General features: G+C 64.9%; 22 protein-coding genes. 17 read left to right on the top strand and 5 right to left on the bottom strand.

All coding sequences use genetic code 11. The features are described from left to right. Positions 1–88 precede the first annotated feature (88 nt). Positions 89–439, top strand: a complete 351-nt coding sequence (locus NLR35_RS08545; protein ID WP_306577324.1) for an acyl-CoA thioesterase — start codon at positions 89–91, stop codon at positions 437–439. On the opposite strand, the gene NLR35_RS08540 is transcribed toward NLR35_RS08545, so the two are convergent. After that, positions 411–1,148 carry a hypothetical protein gene (locus tag NLR35_RS08540; RefSeq protein WP_257166097.1) on the bottom strand — a complete coding sequence of 246 codons (738 nt, stop codon included), beginning with the start codon at positions 1,146–1,148 and terminating at the stop codon, positions 411–413. The genes NLR35_RS08545 and NLR35_RS08540 overlap by 29 nt on opposite strands. A gap of 149 nt (positions 1,149–1,297) precedes the next feature. Between NLR35_RS08540 and NLR35_RS08535 the strand changes: the two genes are divergently transcribed. From NLR35_RS08535 to NLR35_RS08480, 12 genes are all read left to right on the top strand, one after another. Next, positions 1,298–1,489 carry a hypothetical protein gene (locus NLR35_RS08535; RefSeq protein WP_006612520.1) on the top strand — a complete coding sequence of 64 codons (192 nt, stop codon included), beginning with the start codon at positions 1,298–1,300 and terminating at the stop codon, positions 1,487–1,489. A 164-nt stretch (positions 1,490–1,653) separates the two neighbouring features. Then, entirely contained in the window at positions 1,654–2,487 is an 834-nt protein-coding gene (locus tag NLR35_RS08530) for a DeoR/GlpR family DNA-binding transcription regulator (protein ID WP_006612521.1), read from the top strand. A 153-nt stretch (positions 2,488–2,640) separates the two neighbouring features. Next, entirely contained in the window at positions 2,641–4,194 is a 1,554-nt protein-coding gene (gene glpD, locus NLR35_RS08525) for a glycerol-3-phosphate dehydrogenase (protein ID WP_257166095.1), read from the top strand. Further along, positions 4,191–5,273 (top strand): ABC transporter ATP-binding protein, encoded by a 1,083-nt coding sequence (locus NLR35_RS08520; protein WP_257166094.1) that lies wholly within the window; start codon positions 4,191–4,193, stop codon positions 5,271–5,273. Before glpD ends, NLR35_RS08520 begins: the two co-directional genes overlap by 4 nt. 12 nt (positions 5,274–5,285) lie before the next feature. Then, the gene (locus NLR35_RS08515) at positions 5,286–6,365 is read left to right on the top strand and encodes an ABC transporter ATP-binding protein (protein WP_257166093.1); all 1,080 of its coding nucleotides are present in this window, start codon (positions 5,286–5,288) and stop codon (positions 6,363–6,365) included. Positions 6,366–6,368: 3 nt separating this feature from the next. Next, positions 6,369–7,271, top strand: coding sequence for a carbohydrate ABC transporter permease (locus NLR35_RS08510; protein ID WP_257166092.1), 903 nt, complete (start codon positions 6,369–6,371; stop codon positions 7,269–7,271). Continuing rightward, entirely contained in the window at positions 7,271–8,077 is an 807-nt protein-coding gene (locus NLR35_RS08505) for a carbohydrate ABC transporter permease (RefSeq protein WP_257166091.1), read from the top strand. Before NLR35_RS08510 ends, NLR35_RS08505 begins: the two co-directional genes overlap by 1 nt. 72 nt (positions 8,078–8,149) lie before the next feature. Continuing rightward, complete coding sequence (locus NLR35_RS08500; protein ID WP_257166090.1) at positions 8,150–8,479, top strand: DUF2160 domain-containing protein; 330 nt, start codon at positions 8,150–8,152, stop codon at positions 8,477–8,479. A gap of 126 nt (positions 8,480–8,605) precedes the next feature. Continuing rightward, entirely contained in the window at positions 8,606–10,348 is a 1,743-nt protein-coding gene (locus tag NLR35_RS08495) for an ABC transporter substrate-binding protein (protein ID WP_257166089.1), read from the top strand. Positions 10,349–10,692: 344 nt separating this feature from the next. After that, positions 10,693–11,469, top strand: coding sequence for a tonB-system energizer ExbB (exbB, locus tag NLR35_RS08490; protein WP_257166088.1), 777 nt, complete (start codon positions 10,693–10,695; stop codon positions 11,467–11,469). 3 nt (positions 11,470–11,472) lie between these two features. Next, the gene (gene exbD, locus NLR35_RS08485; RefSeq protein ID WP_257166087.1) at positions 11,473–11,898 is read left to right on the top strand and encodes a TonB system transport protein ExbD; all 426 of its coding nucleotides are present in this window, start codon (positions 11,473–11,475) and stop codon (positions 11,896–11,898) included. Beyond that, positions 11,895–12,845 (top strand): TonB family protein, encoded by a 951-nt coding sequence (locus NLR35_RS08480; RefSeq protein ID WP_257166086.1) that lies wholly within the window; start codon positions 11,895–11,897, stop codon positions 12,843–12,845. The genes exbD and NLR35_RS08480 overlap by 4 nt, the downstream gene beginning before the upstream one ends. Positions 12,846–12,985: 140 nt before the next feature. On the opposite strand, the gene NLR35_RS08475 is transcribed toward NLR35_RS08480, so the two are convergent. After that, positions 12,986–13,327 (bottom strand): hypothetical protein, encoded by a 342-nt coding sequence (locus NLR35_RS08475; protein WP_257166085.1) that lies wholly within the window; start codon positions 13,325–13,327, stop codon positions 12,986–12,988. Positions 13,328–13,382: 55 nt separating this feature from the next. Next, positions 13,383–14,228, bottom strand: coding sequence for a hypothetical protein (locus tag NLR35_RS08470; RefSeq protein WP_257166084.1), 846 nt, complete (start codon positions 14,226–14,228; stop codon positions 13,383–13,385). Positions 14,229–15,278: 1,050 nt separating this feature from the next. Here NLR35_RS08470 and NLR35_RS08465 point away from each other — a divergent pair. After that, complete coding sequence (locus NLR35_RS08465; protein WP_257166166.1) at positions 15,279–15,635, top strand: EF-hand domain-containing protein; 357 nt, start codon at positions 15,279–15,281, stop codon at positions 15,633–15,635. Positions 15,636–15,759: 124 nt separating this feature from the next. Here NLR35_RS08465 and NLR35_RS08460 read toward each other — a convergent pair whose 3' ends face one another. After that, positions 15,760–16,395, bottom strand: coding sequence for a response regulator transcription factor (locus tag NLR35_RS08460; protein ID WP_257166083.1), 636 nt, complete (start codon positions 16,393–16,395; stop codon positions 15,760–15,762). A gap of 325 nt (positions 16,396–16,720) precedes the next feature. Between NLR35_RS08460 and NLR35_RS08455 the strand changes: the two genes are divergently transcribed. From NLR35_RS08455 to NLR35_RS08445, 3 genes are all read left to right on the top strand, one after another. Further along, on the top strand, positions 16,721–19,096 hold the full coding sequence (locus NLR35_RS08455; protein WP_257166082.1) for a TonB-dependent receptor: 2,376 nt from the start codon (positions 16,721–16,723) through the stop codon (positions 19,094–19,096). Between the two features lie 379 nt (positions 19,097–19,475). Continuing rightward, on the top strand, positions 19,476–22,544 hold the full coding sequence (locus NLR35_RS08450) for an autotransporter outer membrane beta-barrel domain-containing protein (protein WP_257166081.1): 3,069 nt from the start codon (positions 19,476–19,478) through the stop codon (positions 22,542–22,544). 271 nt (positions 22,545–22,815) lie between these two features. Then, positions 22,816–23,223 carry a hypothetical protein gene (locus tag NLR35_RS08445; protein ID WP_257166165.1) on the top strand — a complete coding sequence of 136 codons (408 nt, stop codon included), beginning with the start codon at positions 22,816–22,818 and terminating at the stop codon, positions 23,221–23,223. A gap of 271 nt (positions 23,224–23,494) precedes the next feature. Here NLR35_RS08445 and NLR35_RS08440 read toward each other — a convergent pair whose 3' ends face one another. Beyond that, complete coding sequence (locus NLR35_RS08440; RefSeq protein ID WP_257166080.1) at positions 23,495–24,592, bottom strand: alkene reductase; 1,098 nt, start codon at positions 24,590–24,592, stop codon at positions 23,495–23,497. Positions 24,593–24,647: the final 55 nt, after the last annotated feature.

The raw sequence follows: 24,647 nt of genomic DNA, 5'->3' as shown, positions 1-24,647 counted from the left end.
TAACTGGAGACCGACTGACGTGACCGAATCTGCCGCATCAGCCCCGCCGACCGAGCCGCGCGGTGATCTCTGCATCCGCACCTTGGCGATGCCCGCCGACACCAATGCCAATGGCGACATCTTCGGCGGCTGGCTGCTCAGCCAGATGGACGTCGGCGGCGGGGTGTTCGCGGCCAAGGTCGCGAAGTCGCGCACCGTGACGGTGGCGATCGAAGCGATGAACTTCCGCAAGGCGGTCTATGTCGGCGATCTCGTCTCGGTCTATGCGCATCTCGTGCGCATCGGACGCACCTCGATGACGGTGCGTCTCGAAGCCTGGGTGCTGCGCCGGAGGGAGGAGCAGCCGATCCTCGTCACCGACGGCAATTTCACCTACGTCTCGATCGATGACGATGGCCGTCCGCAGCCGATCAAGCGCGACGGCGTGATTGCGACGTGATCGCATCGCTGCGGCCGTCAATAACGTCGGTTAATTCGCGCAGCACATGACGCGACGTTGATCGGGGAACCGCGCCGTGACGGCTGGCGTTTCCCGGGAGGTCGCGCGACAAAGCCCGCAAGGATGCATTCGGTGTAGTCGAATGCGGGCTGCGGCCCGGCACGTTTACGATGATCGCAAGTTGAGGTTGCGTCAGGCCGCGGTGCCGCGTCTCTGCCGCATTGCGAGTCTCCGTTGAGAACTCATATTCGTGATCGAATGCTCGCTGGGGCGGCGACAACAGGCCGGAAAAAATGGCCGATGATGCGCGGGAAACGATGGGGGCATCTTGCGCAAACAGGGTGGGAGAGAATCCATGTCGGATGTCGAAGAAAAGCTGACCTTGGAGGTCCTCAAGAAGCTGCAGCAGCGGCTTCTCCATGCCGAGCGGCGAATCGGCGTCTACGAGATTCAGCTCAGTGCGTTTCGCCAGCATCACGTCGAGGTGCTGCAGGATCTTCGCACGATCTATCAACTGCTCGGCCGTCACCATGACCGTTTGGGCGGATCCGATGCGTCGCATCGCAAGGCCACTCTGGTGCCGGAAGATCCACACTGACGGCGGCAGACACCGGTGTTCGGCGCTCTTGGCAACGATCCCGATCCGCGTGCCGGATCGTGTCGCGCTCTTCGGTGATCCGGTTGCGTTGCGAGACAACGGAAACGACAACACCTCATCATCACCCCGGCATCAGTTAAACACACCACGGACAGAATCGCCTGCTGACATTCCCGCATGGACCGAAGCTGCGAGCGCTGCAGGGAACATTCCCCTTGGCGTTCCGTTATAAGCCCCGGAATGAACGACGGGATTTCGCAATGTCCGACACCTACATCATCGAGGTCAGCTCTCAGGCGGCAGGCATCGTCGTCCGCGATCGCGGCGGCTTCCGCTTCTTCGCCGCGTCGCATCGCTTCAATGCGCTCGAGGGCCAGGTGTTTCGCAATGCCCGTGAAGCCGAGCGTGCCGCGCTGCGCATCGTCACCGGCGAGCTGAGCGCGGCGGCCTGATCGGACCCTCGCCGCGACGGCCACCTGTGGGGGCGCAGTCAGACGCAAGATGTGATGCTGCCCTCTGACAGGCCGGTCATTGTTGCGGTGCGTTTGGGCGCCACGTGCATTGACCCTTGACTCGATCAGCATCACCATGGTGCAGCTCGTTTCGAAAGCTTGCCATGGCCGTCCTCTCCCAACGCCAGACCGATATCCTCAACATCGCCCGCGCCTCCGGCCGCGTCATGGTGGAGGATCTGTCGCGCCGGTTCGAAGTGTCCGCGCAGACGATTCGCAAGGATCTGAACGATCTCTGCGAGCAGCGTGCGCTGACGCGCATCCATGGCGGCGCCATCATCGCCTCGGGGGTCGAGAACCTCGCTTATGAGGCGCGGCGCTTCGTCGCTGCCGACGAGAAGAAGGCGATCGGCGCGATCGCGGCGGCGCGAATTCCCAACGGCTCGTCGCTTTTCATCAACATCGGCACGACGACGGAGGAGGTGGCGAGCGCGCTGACGTCGCATCAGGACCTCCTCGTCATCACCAACAATCTCAACGTCGCGATGCTGCTCTACCCGCATCCGCGCATTGAGGTGATCGTGGCGGGCGGCAGCGTGCGGCGCTCGGATGGCGGTGTGGTCGGCTCGACGGCGACGCAGCTGATCGGCCAGTTCAAGGTCGATTATGCGATCATCGGCGCATCCGCGATCGACGAGGAGGGCGCGCTGCTGGACTTCGATTATCGTGAGGTTCAGGTCGCGCAGGCGATCATCGCCAATGCGCGCAGCGTCATGCTGGTGGCCGATTCCACCAAGCTCCACCGCAGCGCGCCGGTGCGTATCGCCCATCTCAGCCAGATCCAGACCTTCGTCACCGGCCGTCCGTTGCCGGACGGATTGGCCAGCCTCTGCCACAGCAGGGGCATCGAGGTGATCTCGGCCATGCCCGCGGACGAGGCCGAGGAGGCCGCAGAGGCAAACGAAACCGCCTCGCCTTCCGTGCTCCGCCGCGCCTGACGTCCCGCCACCCCCGCAGGCTGCTTGATCCAGGTTTGGGCAGGTTTTGCCCAATCCCGGCCCAACTTGCGAATTTCGATTTGCTTTCACTTTCGTTTGTGTTTAACTCGAAACCGAAAGTGAAATCGCCTACGCAAGGCGATTGTTCGGGGGATGCGTCTGTTGGAGCGGATCTACGACCTCGCCATTATCGGAGGCGGCGTGAACGGCTGCGGCATCGCGCGCGATGCGGCCGGACGCGGAAATTCCGTTTTCCTGTGCGAAATGAACGATCTGGCGAGCGGAACCTCGTCCTGGTCGACCAAGCTGGTTCACGGCGGCCTGCGCTATCTCGAATATTACGAGTTTCGCCTCGTGCGCGAGGCGCTGATCGAGCGCGAGATCCTGTGGCAGATCGCGCCCCACATCATCCGTCCCTTGCGCTTCGTTCTGCCGCATCATTCCGGCCTGCGCCCGGCGTGGCTGCTGCGCCTCGGCCTCTTCCTGTATGACCATCTCGGTGGCCGCAAGCTGCTGCCGCCGACGCGCTCGGTGAACCTGCGCAGCGACGAGGTCGGCCGTCCGCTGATCCCCGGGCGCTACGCCTCCGGCTTTGAATATTCCGACTGCTTCGTCGACGACGCGCGCCTGGTGGTGCTGACCGCACGTGACGCCGCCGACCGCGGCGCCGAGATCCGCACGCGCACGCGCGCCACCGAGATCCGCCAGGACGGCAACGTCTGGCTGGTGACGACCGAGAATACGCAGACCGGAGAGCGCGAGACCATCAAGGCGCGCGCGCTGGTCAACGCCGCCGGACCATGGGTCGAGCAGGTGCTTTCGACCGGTGCCGGCGTCAACGCCAAGGCCAAGGTGCGCCTGGTGCAGGGCTCGCACATCGTAGTGCGCAAGCTCTACGATCACGACCGCGCCTACATCTTCCAGAATGCCGACGGCCGCATCATCTTCGCGATTCCTTATCAGCAGGAATTCACGCTGATCGGCACCACCGATCGCGACTACCAGGGCGATCCGGCGAAGGTGAAGGCGTCCGACGAGGAGATCGCCTATCTCTGTGCCGCGCTCGGCGAATACATCGCCAAGCCGGTGACGCCCGCCGATGTCGTGTGGAGCTATTCCGGCGTACGGCCGCTGTATGACGACGGCGCCAGCGAAGCCAAGGCGGCGACGCGCGACTACGTCTTCGAGCTCGACACGCCCGGCGGCCTGCCGTTGCTCTCGATCTACGGCGGCAAGATCACGACCTACCGGCGGCTGTCCGAAGAGGCGTTGGAGCGGCTCTCGCCGTATCTGAAGGGCGCGAAGGCGGAGGAGGGCTGGACCGGCAAGGCGAGGCTGCCCGGCGGCGACATGTCGGTCAACGCGGTTGCCTCGCTGATCGCGGATCTCCGCAAGACCTATCCGTTCCTCACGGATGCACATGCGAAGCGCATCGCGCATGCCTATGGCACGCGGGCCAAAAGCATGCTCGCGGGTGCGACATCTTCGGCCGATCTCGGCCAGGATTTCGGCGGCACCTTGACGGAGCGTGAAGTCCGGTACCTGATGACGAACGAGTGGGCGTTGACGGCCGAGGACATCGTGTGGCGGCGATCCAAGCTGGGCTTGCGGATGACGGCGGCCGAGATCGCTGCGCTCGATGCGTGGATCATGGCCCAGCGCGAGCGCGCCGCCGTCACGGCGCGTGAAGCCGGGGGACGCGCATGAGCGTTACCCTCGATCACGTCTCGCGTGTCGTCGACGGCGTCACCACCATCCGCGACGTCTCGCTGACCTTGCAGCGCGGCACGCTGAGCGTGCTGCTCGGCCCGACCCTGTCCGGCAAGACCTCGATCATGCGGCTGCTCGCGGGGCTCGACAAGCCGACCTCCGGCCGCGTGCTGGTCGACGGCAAGGACGTCACCGGCGCCGACGTCCGGCAGCGCTCGGTCGCGATGGTCTATCAGCAGTTCATCAACTATCCCTCGCTGACGGTGTACGAGAACATCGCCTCGCCGTTGCGCGTGCAGGGCAAGCCGCGCGCGGAGATCGAGAAGCGCGTGGCGGAAGCGGCGAGGCTGCTCCGGCTCGAGCCTTATCTGAAGCGCACGCCGTTGCAGCTCTCCGGCGGCCAGCAGCAGCGCACGGCGATGGCGCGGGCGCTCGTGAAGGGCGCGGATCTCGTGCTGCTCGACGAGCCCCTGGCCAATCTCGACTACAAGCTGCGCGAGGAGTTGCGGACCGAATTGCCGCGCATCTTCGAGGCGTCGGGCGCGATCTTCGTCTATGCCACCACCGAGCCGTCGGAAGCGCTGCTGCTCGGCGGCCGCACCATCTGCATGTGGGAAGGCGAGGCGCTGCAGGCGGGTGACACGGCGTCGGTGTACCGCCGTCCCGACACCCTCCGTGTCGGTCAGGTGTTCTCCGATCCGCCGATGAACACGGTCGATATCCAGAAGCGCGGCGATAGCGTGGAATACGCAGGCAACGTCAAGGCGCCGGCCGTTGGTCTGTATGCTGATCTGCCCGATGGCAGCTACCGCGTCGGCTTTCGTCCGCATCAGCTTGGGCTGGCCAAGGGCGACGGCAGCCATGGCCGCCATGCCTTTCCGGCGACCGTCTCGGTCACCGAGATCACGGGTTCGGAGAGCTTCGTGCATCTCAAGCGCGACGGCCTGAACTGGGTCGCGGTGCTGCACGGCGTCCATGAATACGAGCCCGGCGAGGTCCTCGACGCCGTGCTCGATCCCACCAACGTGTTCGTGTTCGACGCCGGCGACCGTCTGGTCGCGGCGCCGGCGATCTGAGGGAGATGCCGCATGGCCCGCATTGACCTCGAAGGTCTCGCCCACTCCTACGGCAATGGCAGTGATGTCGAGAGCTACGCGCTGAAGCCGGTGACGATGACTTGGCGTCAGGGCGGCGCCTATGCGCTGCTCGGTCCGTCCGGTTGCGGCAAGACCACGCTGTTGAACCTGATCTCCGGCATCCTCACGCCCTCGCACGGCAAGATCCTGTTCGACGGCACCGACATCACGCAGCGCTCGACCCGCGAGCGCAACATCGCGCAGGTATTCCAGTTCCCGGTCATCTACGACACGATGACGGTCGGCGAGAACCTGGCCTTCCCGCTGAAGAACCGCGGCGTGCCCAAGGCCGAGATCGACAAGCGCGTCGCCGAGATCGCGCGTCTTCTGGACCTCACGCCGGACCTCAATCGCAAGGCGACGCGGCTCACGGCGGATGCCAAGCAGAAGATCTCGCTCGGCCGCGGCCTGGTGCGCTCCGACGTCGCCGCTGTGCTGTTCGACGAGCCGCTGACGGTGATCGATCCCGAGCTGAAATGGCAGCTGCGCTCGAAGCTGAAGGCGCTGCATCGCGAGCTCGACCTCACGATGATCTACGTCACCCACGACCAGACCGAAGCGCTGACCTTCGCCGACACCGTCGTCGTCATGCATGACGGCCGGGTCGTGCAGAGCGGCACGCCGGCGGAATTGTTCGACAAGCCGGCCCACACCTTCGTCGGCTATTTCATCGGCTCGCCGGGCATGAATATCCTCTCCGCCGAGGTGAAAGGGCGCGAGGCGCGGATCGACGGGCACACGCTCACGCTGGCGCGCAGCTACGACGCGCTGCCGGCCGGCGCCAAGATCGAGATCGGCGTGCGCCCGGAATTCGTCGATGTCGCAGCCCCCGGGCCGGGGCTGCTCGACGCCAACATCGAGCGCGTCGACGATCTCGGCCGCATCCGCTTCGCGCGCGTGCGCGTCGGCGACGTCAAGTTCGCCGCGCGGCTGCCGGCCGGCTTCTCGCCATCGGGCTCGGCGATCGGACTGAAGTTCAATCCGGCCTATGTTCACGTCTATGCCGACAGCCGTCTGGTCGAGGGAGCCTGAGTGATGGACAAGACCATCAACAACAAGGCCTGGTTCCTGGTGCTGCCCGTCTTCCTGCTGGTCGCGTTCTCCGCGATCCTGCCGCTGATGACGGTGGTGAACTATTCGATGCAGGACACCTTCGGCAACAACCAGTTCTTCTGGAACGGCGTCGGCTGGTTCAAGGAACTGCTCGATCCCTCGACCGATCTCGGCGGCCGCTTCCTCGCTTCGCTGTGGCGCAACCTGATCTTTTCCGCCGCCATTCTCGCCATCGAAGTCCCGCTCGGCATCGTGGTTGCGCTGGCCATGCCGCGGCAGGGCTGGACGGTGGCGTTCACACTGGTGGTGCTGGCCTTGCCGCTGCTCATTCCGTGGAACGTGGTCGGAACCATCTGGCAGATCTTCGGGCGTCCCGACATTGGCCTGTTCGGCTATGTGCTCAACCACATCGGCCTCGACTACAACTACGTCTCCAACGAGGCTGATGCCTGGTTCACCGTCATCCTGATGGATGTCTGGCACTGGACCAGCCTTGTGGCGCTGCTGTGCTACTCCGGCCTCAAATCGATCCCGGACGCCTACTATCAGGCGGCGCAGATCGACGGCGCCTCGCGTTGGGCGGTGTTCAAGGCAATCCAGCTGCCAAAGATGCATCGCGTGCTGCTGATCGCCGTGCTGCTGCGCTTCATGGACAGCTTCATGATCTATACCGAGCCGTTCGTGGTCACCGGCGGCGGGCCGGGTAATTCCACCACCTTCATTTCGATCGAGCTGGTCAAGATCGCGCTCGGCCAGTTCGATCTGGGCAAAGCGGCTGCGCTGTCGCTGGTCTACAATCTGATCATCCTGATCGTCTGCTGGGTATTCTACACCATCATGACCAATGCCGGCGCCGAGCGCCGGCCGGTGGAAGGGGGCGCGTGATGAACACCATTCCGGGCCGTCGCCTTATCATCTCGCTGTTCCTAGTCTTCCTGCTGTTGCCGATCTACTGGCTCGTCAACATGAGCTTCAAGACCAACACCGAGATCGTCTCGACCATGACGCTGTGGCCGCATCAGCCGACCATCGCGAACTACATGCGCATCTTCACCGACGAGAGCTGGTATTCCGGCTACATCAACTCGCTGAAATACGTCGTGATCAACACGGTGATCTCGATCGCCGTCGCGCTGCCGGCGGCCTATGCCTTTGCGCGCTACCGCTTCCTCGGCGACAAGCATCTGTTCTTCTGGCTGTTGTCGAACCGCATGGCGCCGGCTGCGGTCTATGCGCTGCCCTTCTTCAATCTCTATTCGGCGATCGGGCTGTTCGATACGCCCTGGGCGGTGGCGCTGGCGCATTGCATCTTCAACATCCCGCTCGCGGTCTGGATTCTCGAGGGCTTCGTCTCGTCGGTGCCGCGCGAGATCGACGAGACGGCGTTTCTCGACGGCTATTCCTTTCCGCGCTTCTTCATCAAGATCCTGGTGCCGCTGATCGCCAGCGGCATCGGCGTGGCGGCGTTCTTCTGCTTCATGTTCTCCTGGGTCGAGCTGTTGCTGGCGCGCACGCTGACCGCGACCGAGGCCAAGCCGATCTCGGCGATCATGACGCGAACCGTGTCGGCCGCCGGCATGGACTGGGGCCTGCTCGCCGCCGCCGGCGTGCTGACCATCATCCCGGGCGCGCTGGTGATCTGGTTCGTCCGCAACTACATCGCGCGCGGCTTCGCGCTGGGGCGGGTGTGATGATGATGAAGCAAATTGCCAGCGGCACGCTCGGTCATCATTCGTCGGTTGTGAAGCCTGGAGCTGCTCGCCATGGATAGTCTCGCATGGATGGCCTGGACGCTGCCGACGGCGATCTTCTTCGTGGCGCTCGCCTGCACGCTTGCCGTCATGACCCTGCTCGCCGCGCGCTATCCTGAGGTCGAGCGGGTCGGCGTGCTGCGCATTCCGACTACGCGCGGCGACCGCCTGTTCATTTCGCTGATCCTGGCTGCCGTCATCCATCTTGCATGGATCGGCCTTGTCGGCACCGATACGATTGCGACCTTGCCGGTCGGCGAGGAAGGATACGAGATTTCGAGCCTGTGGCTCGCAACCGTGGTTTCGCTTGCCTCGGCCGTTGCGATCTTTCGCATCGTCTGAGCAAACGGGAACGAGCAGATCCGGGGGCAACCCGGGCCTGAAAAAAGTCAGTCGCTGCAACGGAGGAACACCATGCGACATCTGCCGGTAAGGAACGGGCCTGCGACGAGGGCAAGGGCCTGGATGATGACGAGCGCGGTTGCGCTGATGGCGGCGTCTGCCGCGGTCACCGCGCCGGCGCGAGCCGACGAGGCTGCTGCCAAGAAATGGATCGACTCCGAATTCCAGCCGTCCACGCTCTCGAAGGACGACCAGATGAAGGAGATGCAGTGGTTCATCAAGGCCGCGCAACCCTTCAAGGGCATGGAGATCAATTTCGTCTCCGAGACGCTGACCACGCACGAATACGAAGCCAAGACGCTGGCCAAGGCGTTCGAGGAAATCACCGGCATCAAGGTCAAGCACGACATCATCCAGGAAGGTGACGTCGTCGAGAAGATCCAGACCCAGATGCAGTCTGGCAAGAACGTCTATGACGGCTGGATCAACGATTCCGACTTCATCGGCACCCACTTCCGCTACGGCCAGGCCGTCGACCTGACGGAGTGGATGGCGGGCGAGGCCAAGGACGTCACCAACCCGATGCTCGACGTCAAGGACTTCATCGGAACGTCCTTCACTTCGGCGCCGAACGGCCATCTCTATCAGCTGCCGGACCAGCAGTTCGCGAACCTCTATTGGTTCCGCTACGACTGGTTCACCAATCCGGACTACAAGGCCAAGTTCAAGGCCAAGTACGGCTACGATCTCGGCGTGCCCGTGAACTGGTCGGCCTATGAGGACATCGCTGATTTCTTCACCAACGACATCAAGGAAATCAACGGCGTCAAGGTCTATGGCCACATGGACTACGGCAAGAAGGACCCGTCGCTCGGCTGGCGCTTCACTGACGCCTGGCTGTCGATGGCCGGCAACGGCGACAAGGGCCTGCCGAACGGTCTGCCGGTCGACGAATGGGGCATCCGCATGGAAGGCTGCCGTCCGGTCGGCTCCTCGGTCGAGCGTGGCGGCGACGTCAACGGTCCGGCCGCGGTCTATTCGATCACCAAATATCTCGACTGGATGAAGAAGTATGCCCCGCCGCAGGCGCAGGGCATGACCTTCTCCGAGTCGGGTCCGGTGCCGTCGCAGGGCAACGTCGCTCAGCAGATCTTCTGGTACACCGCCTTCACCGCCGACATGGTCAAGCCCGGCCTGCCGGTGATGAACGCCGACGGCACGCCGAAATGGCGCATGGCCCCGTCGCCGCACGGCTCGTATTGGAAGGAAGGCATGAAGCTCGGCTATCAGGACGTCGGCTCGCTGACGCTGCTGAAGTCGACCCCGGTCGACCGCCGCAAGGCGGCCTGGCTCTATCAGCAGTTCATCGTCTCCAAGACGGTGTCGCTGAAGAAGAGCCATGTCGGTCTCACCTTCATCCGTGAATCCGACATCTGGGACAAGTCGTTCACCGAGCGTGCGCCGAAGCTCGGCGGCCTGATCGAGTTCTATCGCTCGCCCGCGCGCGTGCAGTGGACTCCCACCGGCAACAACGTGCCCGACTATCCGAAGCTCGCGCAGCTGTGGTGGCAGAACATCGGCGATGCGTCGTCCGGTGCGAAGACCCCGCAGCAGGCGATGGACGCGCTCGCGGCCGCCCAGGACTCCGTCCTCGAGCGTCTCGAGAAGTCCAAGGTCCAGGGTGACTGCGGTCCGAAGCTGAACAAGAAGGAATCGGCCGAGTACTGGTTCAACAAGTCGGCCAAGGACGGCAACATCGCTCCGCAGCGCAAGCTCGCGAACGAGAAGCCGAAGGGCGAGACGATCGACTACGACACCCTGATCAAGTCGTGGCCGGCGACCCCGCCGAAGCGCGCCGAAGCCAAGTAAGCAAGTAAGTAAGCAGCTTGTCAAAGGGATCGCCCGGCTCGACCGGGCGGTCCAATCACCTGAGGCCGGGAGCGATCCCGGCCTTTTCTTTTGCCGTGCCCGCGGGCACCTCCCGTTCCAATCGGGAATTTTTCCCGGTTTACATGGGACAACTTCCACGGCGGAAGTGCCTTGAAGCCGATCGGGACAGGCGGCACTGTTTCAAGATCGGAATGTCGTGGTCTTTGCCGCGACTTTGCCCCAACGACGCGAAACAACAAGGCCTCGGCACGATCCGGCGTCGCTCTATGCGATCCGCGCTGAATCGCGATCACCAATCACGGGGCCATCGAGGGAGTACGGCCATGGATCAGGCGCACATCGCCAGTCTCGCGAGCACGCTGCCGGAAGCGTTGTCGCCCTGGACCATGTTTATGCAGGCCGACATCGTCGTAAAGGCGGTCATGATCGGGCTGGCTCTGGCGTCGGTCGCGACCTGGACCGTTCTCGTGGTCAAGACGATCCAGCTGCGCTCCGCACTGCGCACGGCGCGCGGCGCGCTTGGCATCGCAATGGCGGCGCGCGCGCTGCCGGATGCCGCGGGACGGGTTTCCGCCGACGGCGGCGTGGTCGGCCGGCTGCTCGCCGTCGCCGAGGACGAGATCGACAAGTCGCGCGGTCTTCCGGCCGACGGCATCAAGGAGCGCGTGGCCTGGCAGTTCGAGCGCATCGAGGCCGGCGCCGTGGCGCGGATCGGGCGCGGGATCGGACTTCTCGCCACCGTCGGCGCGGTCGGGCCGTTCGTGGGCCTGTTCGGCACCGTCTGGGGCATCATGAACAGCTTCATCGGCATCTCGCATGCGCATACGACCAACCTTGCAGTGGTCGCACCTGGAATCGCCGAGGCGCTGCTCGCGACCGCCTTCGGCCTTGCTGCGGCGATCCCCGCCGTCGTCATCTACAATCTGTTCGCGCGCGCCACCGGCGGCTATCGCGCCGTCATCGCCGATGCCTCGGTCGCGGTGATGCGCCTGCTCAGCCGCGATCTCGACCGTCAGCACGCCGGTCCCGCGGAAGCCCGGCGCAGCGCCATCCGCGCGGTCGACGCGCCGCTGATGTCGATCGTCAACCCGGCGGAGTGAGCCATGGCGGTCAAGCTCGCCAAGCGTCCCGACGAGTTCGAGGAGACGCACGACATCAACGTGACGCCGTTCATCGACGTGATGCTGGTGCTCCTGATCATCTTCATGGTGGCGGCGCCGCTCGCCACCGTCGACATTCCGGTCAATCTGCCGGCGATCTCGGCCGAGCCGCAGCCGCGCGCGGAGACGCCGGTGTTCGTGACCTTCAAGGCCGACCGCTCGCTCGCCGTCGGCGACCAGAGCGTTGCGCAGGGGGAAATTGCGGCTTCGCTCGATGCAGCAACCAAGTCCGACCACGGCCAGCGCGTGCTGCTGCGTGCCGACCAGACGTTGCCCTATGGTGAGGTGATGGCGCTGATGAACACCCTGCGCCGCGCCGGCTACACGAAAGTCGCGCTGGTTGCCTTGGAAGACCGGGGTGCGCAGTGAGCGTTCTCGCGCTCGATCCATTCGACCACGAGGAGCGCCGCGAGCGGACGCTGTGGACCGTTGCCGCGTTGGTGGTGGCGGGCCTGCATATCGGCCTTGCGGCCGGTTATCTGTTGCTGCGACCCGCGCCGGAGGGACGCGCACAGGCTGAGGCCTTCGATGTCGTGTTCACGCCCGCGGTGGTGAGCGAGCCGGCCCCAGTCGCGCAGGATGCCCCGGTGGATCCGGCCCCGCAGGCCGAGCCGCCGAAGGAAGAGCCGGCGAAGGAAGAGCCCGTCGCGCGTGAGGCTGCCGCAGAGCCGGTGCCTCAAGTTCAGCCTGTCCCCGAACCGCAGGTGACCGCGCAGCCGGAGCCTGTGCCGGAGGTGATGCCATCGCCCGATCCAGCGCCTCAGGTCGCGCTCGCCCCCGAGCCGCCGCGTGCCGACGACGTCGTGTTGCCGCCGCCACCGCCGCCGAAACCGGTCGAGGCGAAGCCGCCGGAGCCCAAGCCGGCTCCTGCGCCCGAGCGCGTCGAGCGCAAGCCGGTCGACCACAAGGACACCAAGGAGAAGGCTGAGAAGAGGTCCGCGCCGCCGAAACCGGCTGCACCGGCTGCCGCGGCCCGTCCATCGCGTGTCGCCTCGGCGCCGAATCCCGGCGAGAACAGCGTCGGTGCCCGCGAGGCCCAGGCGAGCTGGAATGCCGAGGTGGCGGCTTCCATTCGCCGCGCTGCCGCCTATCCGTCCGACGGCAACGGCGCGAGCGGTACCGTCATGGTGGGTGTGGTCGTCGATCGCAACGGCCGGCTGCTGTCACGCCGCCTCGCCGGCAGCTCGGGCTCTCCGGCGCTGGATCGTGCGGCGATGGCGATCATCGAACGCGCGGCGCCGTTCCCACGCTTTCCTCCCGCGATGACGCAGGCGCAGGTCTCGCGCACCGTGCCGCTGAATCTGCGGCCGCGCTAGAGCATGATCCGGAAAGGTCGAAACTGGTTTCCGGACGATCCTGCTCGAACAAAGAGATGAGATCATGATGCGTGTTCGCCAAAACGCATCATGATCCAGGGCGGCGCGCCGCCCGGCTGCCCATGGGGCGCGCCGTTCTCCTACTTGCTGCACTCGGTGAGATCGGTGTCGCGCACGACGAATTGCGCGCCTTCCTTGAGCTCGATGTTCTTGGCGATGCAGGTGCGGCCGCCTTGTTCGGACAGCTTGATGTCGTAGCGACCAGACTTCACGCCGACCAGGGTCATGCGCTCGTTGTGGTCGACCATGCCTTCGTCGTCGTTCTTGCACTGGTCGGCGCCCCAGCTCTTGGTGCCGGCTGCGGCCAGATACATCTTCACGATGGTCTGTCCGGTGCGGTTGAGGAAGCGCGGGCCGTCCTCGGCCGAGGCGGCCGTGCCGGCCAGGACGAGAAGCGCGCAGGCGGAGAGAAGGCGACGCATGATGAAGGTCCTTTTCTGATTTTTCCGGGGACGAGAGGCGGCGCGCCGATGCACGTCAAAAATCTTTGCCGATGCTGGTTTTGATCGCGAGGCCGCGTGAGGCGTTGGTGAGGCCGTAGCCGACGCCGAAGCTGAACTCGAAGCCCTTGAAGCGGGTGTCGGCGACGGCATAGAGCGTCTGCATCTGCTGATTCCACGGCAGGATGTGGCCGATCGGCCCGAGATTGGAGAAATGCTCGATGCCGACGGTCCAGCGGTCGTTCAATCGCTTGACGAAGCGCACCGACGGTTCGAAGGCCGAGCCGGCGCCGTCTATGCCGAAGGTCATGTTGGCGTTGAAGATCAGCTGATAATCGTTGGGCAGATTGACGCCGACGATCGGCGTGAACATCTGCGCCACCCGTGGCGTCGCCTCCTGCACGAAGCGCGGCGCCCCCGGTTGGCCCGCACCGGCCTTGTTGGCGACCCAGAGATCCGGTGTGAGGCCGCCCTGCGGCGCGAGGATGGTGCGCGACACCAGGCCGAGAAAGACCGTGCGCTCGAGCCGGTCGCCCTGGATGAAGGTCTGGCGGATGGTGACGCCGCCGGACTGGAATGAGTAGCCGGGCACGCCATTGTCCATCACGTTGCCCATGGCCATCGGCACGTTGGCGCGCGCGATGGCGTAAGGCGAGGTCAGCGCGATCTCGTACCACTCGGTCGGCGAGTAGCCGATCTCGGTCTCGCCGGTGAGCGCGCGCTGCGTGGCGCGGCGGCCGTTGTTCTGCTGCTGCGGATTGAAGGTCGTGACGTAGCCGAAGCGCTGCTCGACCTGGAAGTGACCAGGCGAGGCGGGGTCGTTGCCCTGGATCTCCTCGGCAAATGCAACCGCTGGCGCGAGCACGAATGCGGCTGCGATCATCAGCCGCCTCGTTCGTCCCCCGCGTTCGCCGCCGCGACTCGTTTGCATTGTCCCCATGCTCCCTTGGTGAAGGAGCTAACGGCTGCGCGCGGCGAAAACATGCGGGGGGGCCGGCTGAATGGTGACACAATCGGGAAACGATTAGTTGCTTGTTGCCTCAATTGTCAGCTCGTTGATTGCGCGGGCAGCAATAGGGATGTTTTGGCAAGCCAGACAGGAGTTTTTGACCGAAAGATTGTGGCGGCCTATTCGCAAATGAATCTCAGCACGGCGCTGAATGTGGCGCGTTGCAAACACATTGAGGTCATATGGCAATGGACAACATGCATTGCAGCATGAGCTGCTCACAGTCAGACAAGCCGCGATCGGATGCGCACGTGACGCACGCCAATGACCATCGTCGCCGTTTTTCCTCCCGGCTTGCCACGTGGCTGGCGATCATGGCCGTGGCTCTGTCGGCTTCGATTCCCATGGAGCCGGCCTTCGCCCGCGACGCGCTGAAGTGGGAAGACCTGAAGGCCTGGTGGAATGAGACGCAAGTCGGGAGAAGCTCGACGAAAACGCCATGCGCCAACGCGGCCGGGACGAATTGCGCGCGGAGAAAGACCGTCCGGAATCGGAAGCACAATGCGGAGGTTGCGGCGGTCGGGCCGGCGAATGAGGATCGGCAAGCGACCGGCGCGGTGAAGCGGGTTCGCCACGCCAAGCGCGGACACCAGGTTACGACCAACGCCCGAGCAGAGGTCCGCGGGACGGGGGAATCGGACCCTGACACGGCACCCCGTCGCGACCGACCCGGGAGATATTTCCTGCACGGTCCGAGGTTCTGATCCTGGCCGACGTTCAGTAATTTCCCGACCGTCGCCCTGTTGCACTTGCGAAATTACCAGGGCTCACATAGTTCAGACAGGTGCGTCTCGCGTCGCCTGCGAAGTGGACGATGCTCGCTCACATTGCAATCGCACCATTCATCGCCGCCCCGTCGGACGGCGGAGACAAAGGATCAACTCGATGAATTGGAAACTGATGATGACGGCTGCGGCCGTCGGCATGGCAACGATTGTCGGCACCCCGGCCATGGCAGCGAGCGCGCCGGCCGCTTCCAAGCTGCTGACCTCGATCGATCCGGACAAGGACGGCACCGCCGACATGAGCGAGGTCCGTACGGCCGCCGCCGCGCTGTTCGATCGCCTGGATCGCGACAAAGACGGCACGCTCGATGCCAAGGAGCTGCGCGGCCGCATCTCGGCCAAGGATCTGAAGGCGGCCGACCCGGACAATGACGGCACCCTGACCAAGGACGAATATCTCGCGCTGGTCGAGGGCCGCTTCAAGGCCGCCGATCCGGACAATGACGGCACGCTCGACTCGAAAGAGCTGAAGGCGGTGGCCAAGCTCGTGAAGTAAGACGTGGTCCTGATCGGACCTGACGACCTGGGCCTGCGTCGGGAGACCGCCGCAGGCCGCGTTGTTTCTGCCGTCCCATGAGACCGAGCGTGCCTCCGCAGCTTCCGGCTGGAGCCACCGCGTCTCACATCCCCGGTCGCGACATCTCCACGGCAAGACGAACCAGATCGGGCAGGCTGCGGGCGCCGAGCTTCTGCCGCAACCGGTAGGTCAGGTTGATGACGGTCTTGTAGCTGATCCCGAGTTCGTCGGCGATCGCCTGGTAGGATTTCGCCTGCGCCAGCAAGCCGAGCGCCTGGCGCTCGCGCGGCGTCATCGAGGCCAGCGCGGCTCCGTCGGCGTCGGTTCGCAACAGCGCAATCCGCTTCGCCAGTTCGGGATCGAGATAGGTGCCGCCCGCGCGGACCTGCTCCAGCGCCTTAGGCAGTTCATGAGGCGGGGCGTCCTTCAGCAGATAGCCGCTGGCGCCGGCGTCGATCGCGGAGCGGACGATGCGCGGATCGCCCAGCATGCTGAAGACCAGGATGCGCGCGCGGGGATCGTGCGAGCGCATGCGCTCGATCAGGCCGATGCCGCCGCGCTCGTTGCCTTGGAGGCGCAGATCGACCACCGCGACATCGGGGCGGTCACGGACATAGGACTCATAGGCGCTTTCGGCGTCATGAGCCTCCGAAAGCCTGCCGATCCCGGCCTCGTTGAGCAGCCAGCGGCAGGCCGTGATCACGACTGGATGGTCGTCAACGATCAGAACGCGATACATCCGATGAAGGCCTTGCGATGAAGGTCTTGCCCCTGGGGCGCCGGCGGCGCCGACGGTCCTCTATCATTCAGGTTCCCTTGCAAACCAGGACCGGGTGCGACAATGCGGCGGCGCCAAGGGCGGATCGGGGCAAAATCGGCGCCGATTCCCGGATTCGGGAAGATTGTCCCTGAAGACGGAAGAATATTGCCCGTTGCGGCGGACAGGGGCGGTATTTACGAATGTTAACGTTCGTAAACCGTGTGGAATGACCGGATTCGGGCGGGGGTGCAGCTCAGGGGTGTGAGTGGCCGCTCGAACCGTCGATAAGAAACTGGGGGACGTCTTGACCCGACTTTCGGCGCTGAAGAGCGCGCTTCTGGCGACGTGCGCGTTGCTGCCTACGGCTGCGTTCGCGCAGCAGACCTTGCAGACCATCGATGTGGTCGGCGTCTCGCCGGTCCAAGGCAGCGAGATCGCCAAGGACAAGATCCCGTCCAACGTCGAAACCATCGGGGCCCGGGAGCTCGACCATACGCGCGCCCCGTCGCTGCTCGACGGCATCCTGCAGTCGGTGCCCGGCGTCTCCCTCAGCGACCAGACCGGCAACGCGTTCCAGCGCGACCTGAACTATCGCGGCCAGACCGCCTCGCCGGTGCTCGGCACGCCGCAGGGCATCGCCGTCTACCAGAACGGCACCCGCATCAACGAAGCGTTCGGCGACGTCGTCAACTGGGACCTGATCCCGGAGATGGCGATCGCGCGCATGACCTTGATGCCGAACAACCCGCTGTTCGGCCTCAACGCCACCGGCGGCGCGCTGTCGATCGAGATGAAGAACGGCTTCACCTATCAGGGCGGCGAGGCCCAGCTGTTCGGCGGCTCGTTCGGCCGCATCCAGTCGGGCGCGCAATACGGCTGGAACAACGGCACCTATTCGGCCTATATCGCGGCGGAAGGCGCCTATGACCGTGGCTGGCGCGATTTCTCGTCCGCCTCGCAGGTCCGGCGCATGTATGCCGATTTCGGTGCGCGCGGTGACAACGCCGAATTCCACCTGTCCTTCACCGGCGCCGACAATAGGCTCGGCTCCGTCGCGGCGACGCCGATCGAGATGCTGAACAACCGCTGGTCCAGCGTCTACACCTGGCCGCAATCGCTGCGGCTGCAGATGCAGATGGTGCAGGCCAGCCTGAAGTGGGCGCCGACGGACACGCTGTCGGTCCAGGCCAACGGTTATTACCGTAACTACAAATCGTCCCGCATCGACGGCAACGGCACCGAGGTCGAGGACGGGGGCGGCATCTTCGTGCTCGAGGACGCCGCGGGGACCCAGTGGGATATCAACCGCAACGGTCCGGTTGCCAACACGCTCGCCGCCGACACGGCGCTCGGCCAGATCGACCGCAACACCGTCAAGACCGACAGCTATGGCGGCTCGCTGCAGGCCACGTCGACGACGCAGCTGTTCGGCCATGACAACCACTTCGTCGTCGGCGCCAGCGTCGACCACGGCAACACCAACTTCCAGGCGACCTCCGAGCTCGGCACCATCGACAACAACCTGTTCGTCACCGGCCTTGGCGTCTATATCGACCAGCCCAATGCCGGCCTCGCTCCGGTCAATCTGAACGCCAAGAACACCTATCTCGGCGTCTACGCGACCAATACCTTCGACATCACCTCGCAGTTGGCGCTGACCGCGGGCGGCCGCTTCAACTGGGCGCAGATCAACCTGCGCGACCAGACCGGCTTCGCGCCGCTGCTCAACAGCAACAACAACTTCCAGCGCTTCAATCCGGTGGTCGGCCTGACCTACAAGATCACGCCGAACATGACGGCGTATGCCGGCTACTCCGAGGCCAACCGCGCGCCGACGCCGCTCGAGCTCGGTTGCTCCGATCCTGCCAATCCCTGTCTGATCGACAACTTCCTGATCGCCGATCCGCCGCTGAAGCAGGTGGTGTCGCATACCATCGAAGGCGGTCTGCGCGGCGAGATCTCCGGCGGACGCTCGGCCCTGGCTGCCGACCTGCCGGCCTATCGCAAGGCGCCGGTCAAGGCTCCCATTCTCGATGACGGCTGGCGGCTGCGCTGGGGCCTGAGCCTGTTCCGGACCGAGAATTCCGACGACATCCTCCAGGTGGTCGATCCGCTCAACCCCGTGCGCGGCTACTTCAAGAACGCCGGCACCACGCTGCGCCAGGGTGTCGAGGCCAAGCTCGACCTGACCTGGAACCGGTGGACCGCCTATGCCAACTACACCTTCATCGACGCCACGTTCCGCAGCACGTTCGACGTCAACGATCCGTTCCTGAAGGTGCCGGTCGGCGTCGTCCCCGGCAACCACATCCCGGGCATTCCGGCGCACCGCTTGAAGCTCGGCGCCGAATATGCCGTGACCGATGCCTGGAAGGTCGGCGCCAGCGTCAACTATATCGGCAGCCAGTATCTGCTGCATGACGAGACCAACGTCTATCCGAAGGTCCCGTCCTATTGGGTCGTCAACGTCAACACGTCCTATCAGGTGACCAAGAACGTCGAGGTGTTCGGGCTGATCCAGAACCTGTTCAACCAGCGCTACTACTCGGCTGGCACCGTGTTCGATCCGGCCGGCTTCAACACCGCCGGCGGTGGCAATGCGTTTGCGATGAACGATCCTCGCAGCATGGTGCCGGGCATGCCGCTCGCGGCCTATGCGGGCATCCGCGCGAAGTTCTAAGGCGCAGGGACGGCAAGGCCCCATAGCCGCAGCTGCGTCGCGCCACGGAACGTCCCCCACCGTGGCAGGAAGGCCGGGAGAGATCCCGGCCTTTTCGTTTGCCGCCAAATAAAGCGAGTGGCGGAGCTCGCGTGCCGCCCCTCGGCTTTGCGCCGGCTTGGCGGCTTGCGTGTCCTGCTGGTTGTGCCCAGGCCGTGCGTTGTACGAAATGGGATTGAGCGAAGTCATAATTAGTCTGTCGTGCTGGACTAATCGGTTTGTTAGTTGGAATTTGTCCCTATCGTTTTGAGAAAGTTTCGCATTGCTCGTTCCTGCCCAGGTTTCGATACAATCGCTCATCAACAAGATGTGAGTGGATTGCGTAGCGTTGGGGCGTCAGGTGAAATCAAAGAACAGGAAGCGCGGCGAGGCAGCCGCCGCAAGTTTCGTGCTGTTGTCGACGTGGATGGTGGCGGGAGAGGCAAGGGCCGAATGTACGACGCCCGGCATCACCGTCACATGCAGTGGCACGATCAGCACCGCGGTCACTGTGTATGATGCGGCGGCTGCGACCGCGACGCCGAGCAGCGGCAGCAACGCGTATACGCCGGCGAATCCAGCATTTCCGGCGACCGGCTACAATCCCAATCCGCCGACCGCAGTGATCACGCTCGATTCCACGGCCGTCCGCAACCTGACCACCAACAGCCAGACCGGCCTCGCGGACCGCGGCATGATCGCCGCCAACTTCTCCAACGCCGAGGATCCTGCGGTCAACAACGTCGTCATCAACAATGCCGGCTGGCTCAGCCTCACCACCAGCCAGCTCAGCGCCGGCCGGCTGCACGTCATCGTCGCCGACAGTCAGGTCAACAAGTTCACGGTCAACAACACCGGCACGCTCGCCGCCACCCAGAATTTCTTCGGCACGTTCGATCCGACCAAGCTGAGCGTCTCGATCGGTGCGACCGCGACCGCCCGCTACAACGGCACGAACCTCGCAATCATCTCGGCGCTCTATTCCGACGACAATACCAACAGCGTCGTCGTGAACAACCGGGCCGGCGGCACGATCTCGGCGACCGGCAACTACGCCGCCGCTTATTATGGCCGTGCCGATACCACGATCACCAACTCCGGCACCATCGCCAACACCAGCTGGACGTCGGCCAGCCGATTCTACGATGGCCACTGGGCCATCGGCGCCTTCGCCGGCGCCGAGTTCGACACGATCCCCGGCAGCAATCCGGATTCGCCGCTCTACAAGTTCGACGCGAGCGGCAACGTCACGGTGACCGAGACCAAGGCGCTGACGCTCACCAACACCGCAAGCGGCGTCATCAAGGGCGACATCCTGGCGCTGGACACCAATCCGCTGACCACGGCGGCCGGCCTGGCCGCCGGGTCGACCTTCCCGCTGACGGGCAGCGGCTCGAACTCGGGTCCGCGCGACAGCGTCATCGCCAATGCCGGCCTGATCCAGGGCAACCTCTATCTCGGCTCGGGCGAGCACGACATCACCAACAGCGGCACGATCTCGGGATCGATCTCGGTCGACCAGAGCGCCTCGCGCGGCTCGTTTGCGAAGGCTGTCGACGGCACCGTGGCCGGCACCTATCGCAGCACCGGTACCGGTTCCGATGCGCAAGGCAATGCCTGCCCCTCGGCCGGTACGAACACCACCGATCCGCTCTGCGCCAGCAGCACCAGCCAGGCCGCCACCTTCTTCGGCGCGCGAACCTTCAATCTCGTCAACACCGGCAAGCTCGGTGGCGACATCGTGATCAACGATCAGGATGGCGCCAACAACACCATCCTGCTCAAGGGGAGCGGCTTCAGCGGCAATGTCGTCGCGCAGAACGGCCTCGGCAGCAACGCGCTGACGCTCGACGGCGTGACCAGCCTCGCCAGCATCGTCAATTTCGGAACGCTCGATCTGATGAAATCGCAGGTCACCATGGGCGCTGGCGGCGTGCAGCTCGTCGACGGCGCGGTGCTGCGCACGACGATCTTCGGACCCGGCGGCACCGCAGGCGTGCCATCGACCAACATCGGCAACATCACGGGCACGGTGACGTTCGCCGGGGCCGGAACGGTGGCGCCGACCCTTCAGGGCATCGTTCGCAACGGCGACGTCTACCGGGTCGCGACCGCGGTGTCGGCGACGCCGCTCGACGTCGATTTTTCCAGCGCGCTGGTCGGCTTCGTTGCCGACACGAGCACCGGAGCGCTGCTGCTGAATGCGTCCGTGAGGTCGCCCGCGACCATCGCCGGCATCTCCCCGGGCAGCCTCGCTGCGCTCAACGGCCTGTTCGCCTCCACCGGCGGCAACGCGCAGGTGCAAGCCCTGGGCGGCGCGGTGCAGAGCCTGGGCACGGACCGCGAGGTGCGCAACGCCGCTGATCAGCTGCGCCCGTTCGTGAACGGCGCACAGGTGCAGGTGCCGCTCAGCACGGCCTCTCTCTTCCAGAATCAGATCGATAACCGGCTCACAGCGGCGGCCGCCTCGCCAAATTCGCGCGTCGCCTCGGCCTTCGCATCCGAGACCGATCCGTTGTCATCGATGCTGATGGCCTATGGTGCGACCAAGGCGCGTCCGGCGTTGAAGGCACCCGCCATCATACCGGAGCCGGAGCGGACCGTCTGGGGCAGCCTGATCGGCACCAACGTGTCCCAGCATGATGTCGCGGGCGTCGCCGGCTATACGGGTAACACCGGCGGCCTCGTCGCCGGCATCGATCAGCGCATCGATGCCGCGTCGCGTATCGGCGCGGCCTTCGGCTACGCGACCAGCAGCATGGACGACCGGACCGCTGCGGGCGATGCCGTCGGCATGCAGCACTATCAAGGCACGGTGTACGGCGCCTATGTTCAGCCGTCCTGGTACGTCAACGGCTCCGCCGGCATCGCGCTGGTCGACTACACCACCACGCGCCGCATCAACTTCGCCGGCTTCACCGACACCGCCGCGGGCAGCCACAAGGGCTGGCTGACCATGGTGCGCGGTGAGTTCGGCATGCCCATCAGGGTCGACCAGGCCGTGCTGACGCCGTTCGCCGGTATCACCTATGCGCGCCTCGATCAGCAGGCCTATACGGAGACCAGTGCTGCCGGCGCCGCGCTCGCCGTCGCCAGGCAGACCACCAACTCGGTGCGCTCCAACCTCGGCCTCCGCTCCACCGTTCCGCTGCTGGTCACGTCCACCTACGGCTTCGGCCTGGAGACGCTCGCCGCGTGGCGGCATGAATTCGGCAGCACGGCGCAGAACGTGACGGCGAGCTTCGCGGGCGGCGGCGCGACCTTCTTTGCCGCGGGTCCATCGCCCGAGCGCAACCTCGCCGAACTCGGCGCCGCGTTGAAGCTGGTCGCGTTCGGCGAGCGGCAGTCGATCTCGCTGGGCTACAACGCCGTTGTCGGCAGCCAATATCTCGAACAGTCTGCGGTGCTGAAGGTACGCGCCGAATTCTGAGGCGGCGGCACCGACGCGATCAAGACCAATCAGAGCCGAGCGAGGCCGGGAGCAATCCCGGCCTTTTCGTTGCGATGATGATACGTGATCAGCCTGTTTACAAATCTCTGCTGTTAGCTGGCCTCGGGCAATTGTCCCGCGGCCGGCGTGAACGAGATCGCTGGCCACACCAGGAATTTGCGGACCAGCGTCATTTGACGTCCGCAACTACGAAGTTCCGCCACAGAACTCGACGAGCTATTGCGCATCTCTCGCATCGAGCAATGAGGTGATGGACATGAACGGCCCGTCGTCGACGTCCTTATCGATTATTTCCGCAGCGGCTCTCGCGGTGGGCCTGGCTTCTTGGTCCTGGCTAATTCCCACCGCGGCGGCGCGCGATCTCGATGGACGCTATGCGAACTCTCCGCTCAAGGGCTGGTTCGAAAAGCTGCGTTCGGGGAGGGGGCCGTGCTGCTCGGATGCCGACGGCACGGCGCTGTCGGACATGGATTGGGACATGAAGGACGGCCGCTATCGCGTTCGCATCGAGGGCCAGTGGTGGGTCGTTCCCGAGGAAGCCGTGGTGACCGAGCCCAATCGCGCAGGACGGACAATGGTGTGGCCGGTGTATTATCGCGAGCTCAACACGGGGCTGCGCATCGACGTGCGCTGCTTCCTGCCGGGCAGCATGACGTGAGGTGAGCACAGCCGCACCGTGGCCGCTGACGAAGCTGCGCGATACAGTGCCCTCTCCCCTTGCGGGAGAGGGCATCGCCGGCCTATCCACGTTCTCGCTTGGGTGAGGGGTATCTCTCCGCGAATGACACGCGTGGAGAGATACCCCTCACCCAAGCGAGTTTGCCGCCCCTTCATACATGCCCTCTCCCGCAAGGGGAGAGGGCGCATTCACTGTCACCGCGCTGGCCTTAAGGCACGGAGATGATGGTCTTCGTTCGACGGCTTGAGAATCACTCCGCCGCCTGCGCAGCCTTGAGCGTCGGATAGTCGGTGTAGCCCTTCTCGCCGCCGCCATAGAGCGTGGCGCGGTCGAGCTCGTTGAGCGGCGCGTTGGCCTTGAGGCGCTCCACCAGGTCGGGGTTGGCGATGAAGGGACGGCCGAAGGCGATCAGGTCGGCGGCGCCGGCATCGAGCTGCTTGTTGGCGAGCGCGAGGTCGTAACCGTTGTTGGCGATGTAGGTGCCCTTGAAGCGCTTGCGCAGCGACGCATAGTCGAACGGCGCGACGTCGCGCGGGCCGCCGGTGGCGCCCTCGATGACGTGGATGTAGACGAGGTTCAGCGCGGCGAGCTGATCGACGATGTAGTCGAACAGGGCCTGCGGATTGGAATCGCTGATATCGTTGGCGGGTGTCACCGGCGAGAGCCGGATGCCGGTCTTGTCGGCACCGATCGCGTCGGAGACGGCCTTGGCGACCTCGAGCATCAGCCGGGCGCGGTTCTCGATCGATCCGCCGTACGCGTCCGTGCGCTTGTTGGCGCCGTCCTTGGCGAACTGGTCGAGCAGATAGCCGTTGGCGCCATGGATCTCGACGCCGTCGAAGCCGGCCTCGATCGCGTTGAGTGCCGCCTGTTTAAACGCTTCGACGATGCCGGGAATCTCGGCGAGCTCGAGCGCGCGCGGGCTCGAGACGTCGGCGAAGGTGCCGCCGACGAAGGTCTTGGTCTTGGCGGCAATCGCCGAGGGGGCGACCGGTGCGCCGCCGTCAGGCTGCAGCGAGACATGCGAGATGCGGCCGACATGCCAGAGCTGGATGAAGATGCGGCCGCCCTTGGCGTGCACGGCGTCGGTGACCTTGCGCCAGCCGGCGATCTGCGCCTTCGAATAGATGCCGGGCGTGTCCTGGTAGCCCTGGCCCTGCTGCGACACCTGGCTGGCCTCTGAGATCAGGAGGCCTGCGCTGGCGCGCTGGGCATAATAGTCCGCCGTCAGCGGCCCGGCGACGAGGCCCTCGACGGCGCGGTTCCGCGTCAGTGGCGCCATCACGACGCGATTGGCCAGGGTGACCGGACCGAGCTTCGTTGGTTCGAACAGTTTGGAGGTGCTCATCGGATTTTCCAGGAGAGAGGGAGGGGGTGGTGGTCAGTTGTGCATTGCGGCGGAC

Source organism: Bradyrhizobium sp. SRS-191, assembly GCF_024586915.1.
GTDB lineage: Bacteria > Pseudomonadota > Alphaproteobacteria > Rhizobiales > Xanthobacteraceae > Bradyrhizobium.
The sequence above is the reverse complement of the archived record's forward strand: the minus strand, read 5'-3'. Positions and strand labels throughout refer to the sequence as shown.

Coding starts and splice junctions, on each gene's coding strand:
- NLR35_RS08495 (WP_257166089.1), top strand. CDS start 8,606: ATGACGAGCGCGGTTGCGCTGATGGCGGCGTCTGCCGCGGTCACCGCG.
- NLR35_RS08445 (WP_257166165.1), top strand. CDS start 22,816: ATGGACATGAACGGCCCGTCGTCGACGTCCTTATCGATTATTTCCGCA.
- exbD (WP_257166087.1), top strand. CDS start 11,473: ATGGCGGTCAAGCTCGCCAAGCGTCCCGACGAGTTCGAGGAGACGCAC.
- NLR35_RS08510 (WP_257166092.1), top strand. CDS start 6,369: ATGGACAAGACCATCAACAACAAGGCCTGGTTCCTGGTGCTGCCCGTC.
- NLR35_RS08545 (WP_306577324.1), top strand. CDS start 89: ATGCCCGCCGACACCAATGCCAATGGCGACATCTTCGGCGGCTGGCTG.
- NLR35_RS08535 (WP_006612520.1), top strand. CDS start 1,298: ATGTCCGACACCTACATCATCGAGGTCAGCTCTCAGGCGGCAGGCATC.
- NLR35_RS08470 (WP_257166084.1), bottom strand. CDS start 14,228: ATGATCGCAGCCGCATTCGTGCTCGCGCCAGCGGTTGCATTTGCCGAG.
- NLR35_RS08465 (WP_257166166.1), top strand. CDS start 15,279: ATGGCAACGATTGTCGGCACCCCGGCCATGGCAGCGAGCGCGCCGGCC.
- exbB (WP_257166088.1), top strand. CDS start 10,693: ATGGATCAGGCGCACATCGCCAGTCTCGCGAGCACGCTGCCGGAAGCG.
- NLR35_RS08500 (WP_257166090.1), top strand. CDS start 8,150: ATGGATAGTCTCGCATGGATGGCCTGGACGCTGCCGACGGCGATCTTC.
- NLR35_RS08520 (WP_257166094.1), top strand. CDS start 4,191: ATGAGCGTTACCCTCGATCACGTCTCGCGTGTCGTCGACGGCGTCACC.
- NLR35_RS08515 (WP_257166093.1), top strand. CDS start 5,286: ATGGCCCGCATTGACCTCGAAGGTCTCGCCCACTCCTACGGCAATGGC.
- NLR35_RS08505 (WP_257166091.1), top strand. CDS start 7,271: ATGAACACCATTCCGGGCCGTCGCCTTATCATCTCGCTGTTCCTAGTC.
- glpD (WP_257166095.1), top strand. CDS start 2,641: ATGCGTCTGTTGGAGCGGATCTACGACCTCGCCATTATCGGAGGCGGC.
- NLR35_RS08440 (WP_257166080.1), bottom strand. CDS start 24,592: ATGAGCACCTCCAAACTGTTCGAACCAACGAAGCTCGGTCCGGTCACC.
- NLR35_RS08460 (WP_257166083.1), bottom strand. CDS start 16,395: ATGTATCGCGTTCTGATCGTTGACGACCATCCAGTCGTGATCACGGCC.
- NLR35_RS08530 (WP_006612521.1), top strand. CDS start 1,654: ATGGCCGTCCTCTCCCAACGCCAGACCGATATCCTCAACATCGCCCGC.
- NLR35_RS08475 (WP_257166085.1), bottom strand. CDS start 13,327: ATGCGTCGCCTTCTCTCCGCCTGCGCGCTTCTCGTCCTGGCCGGCACG.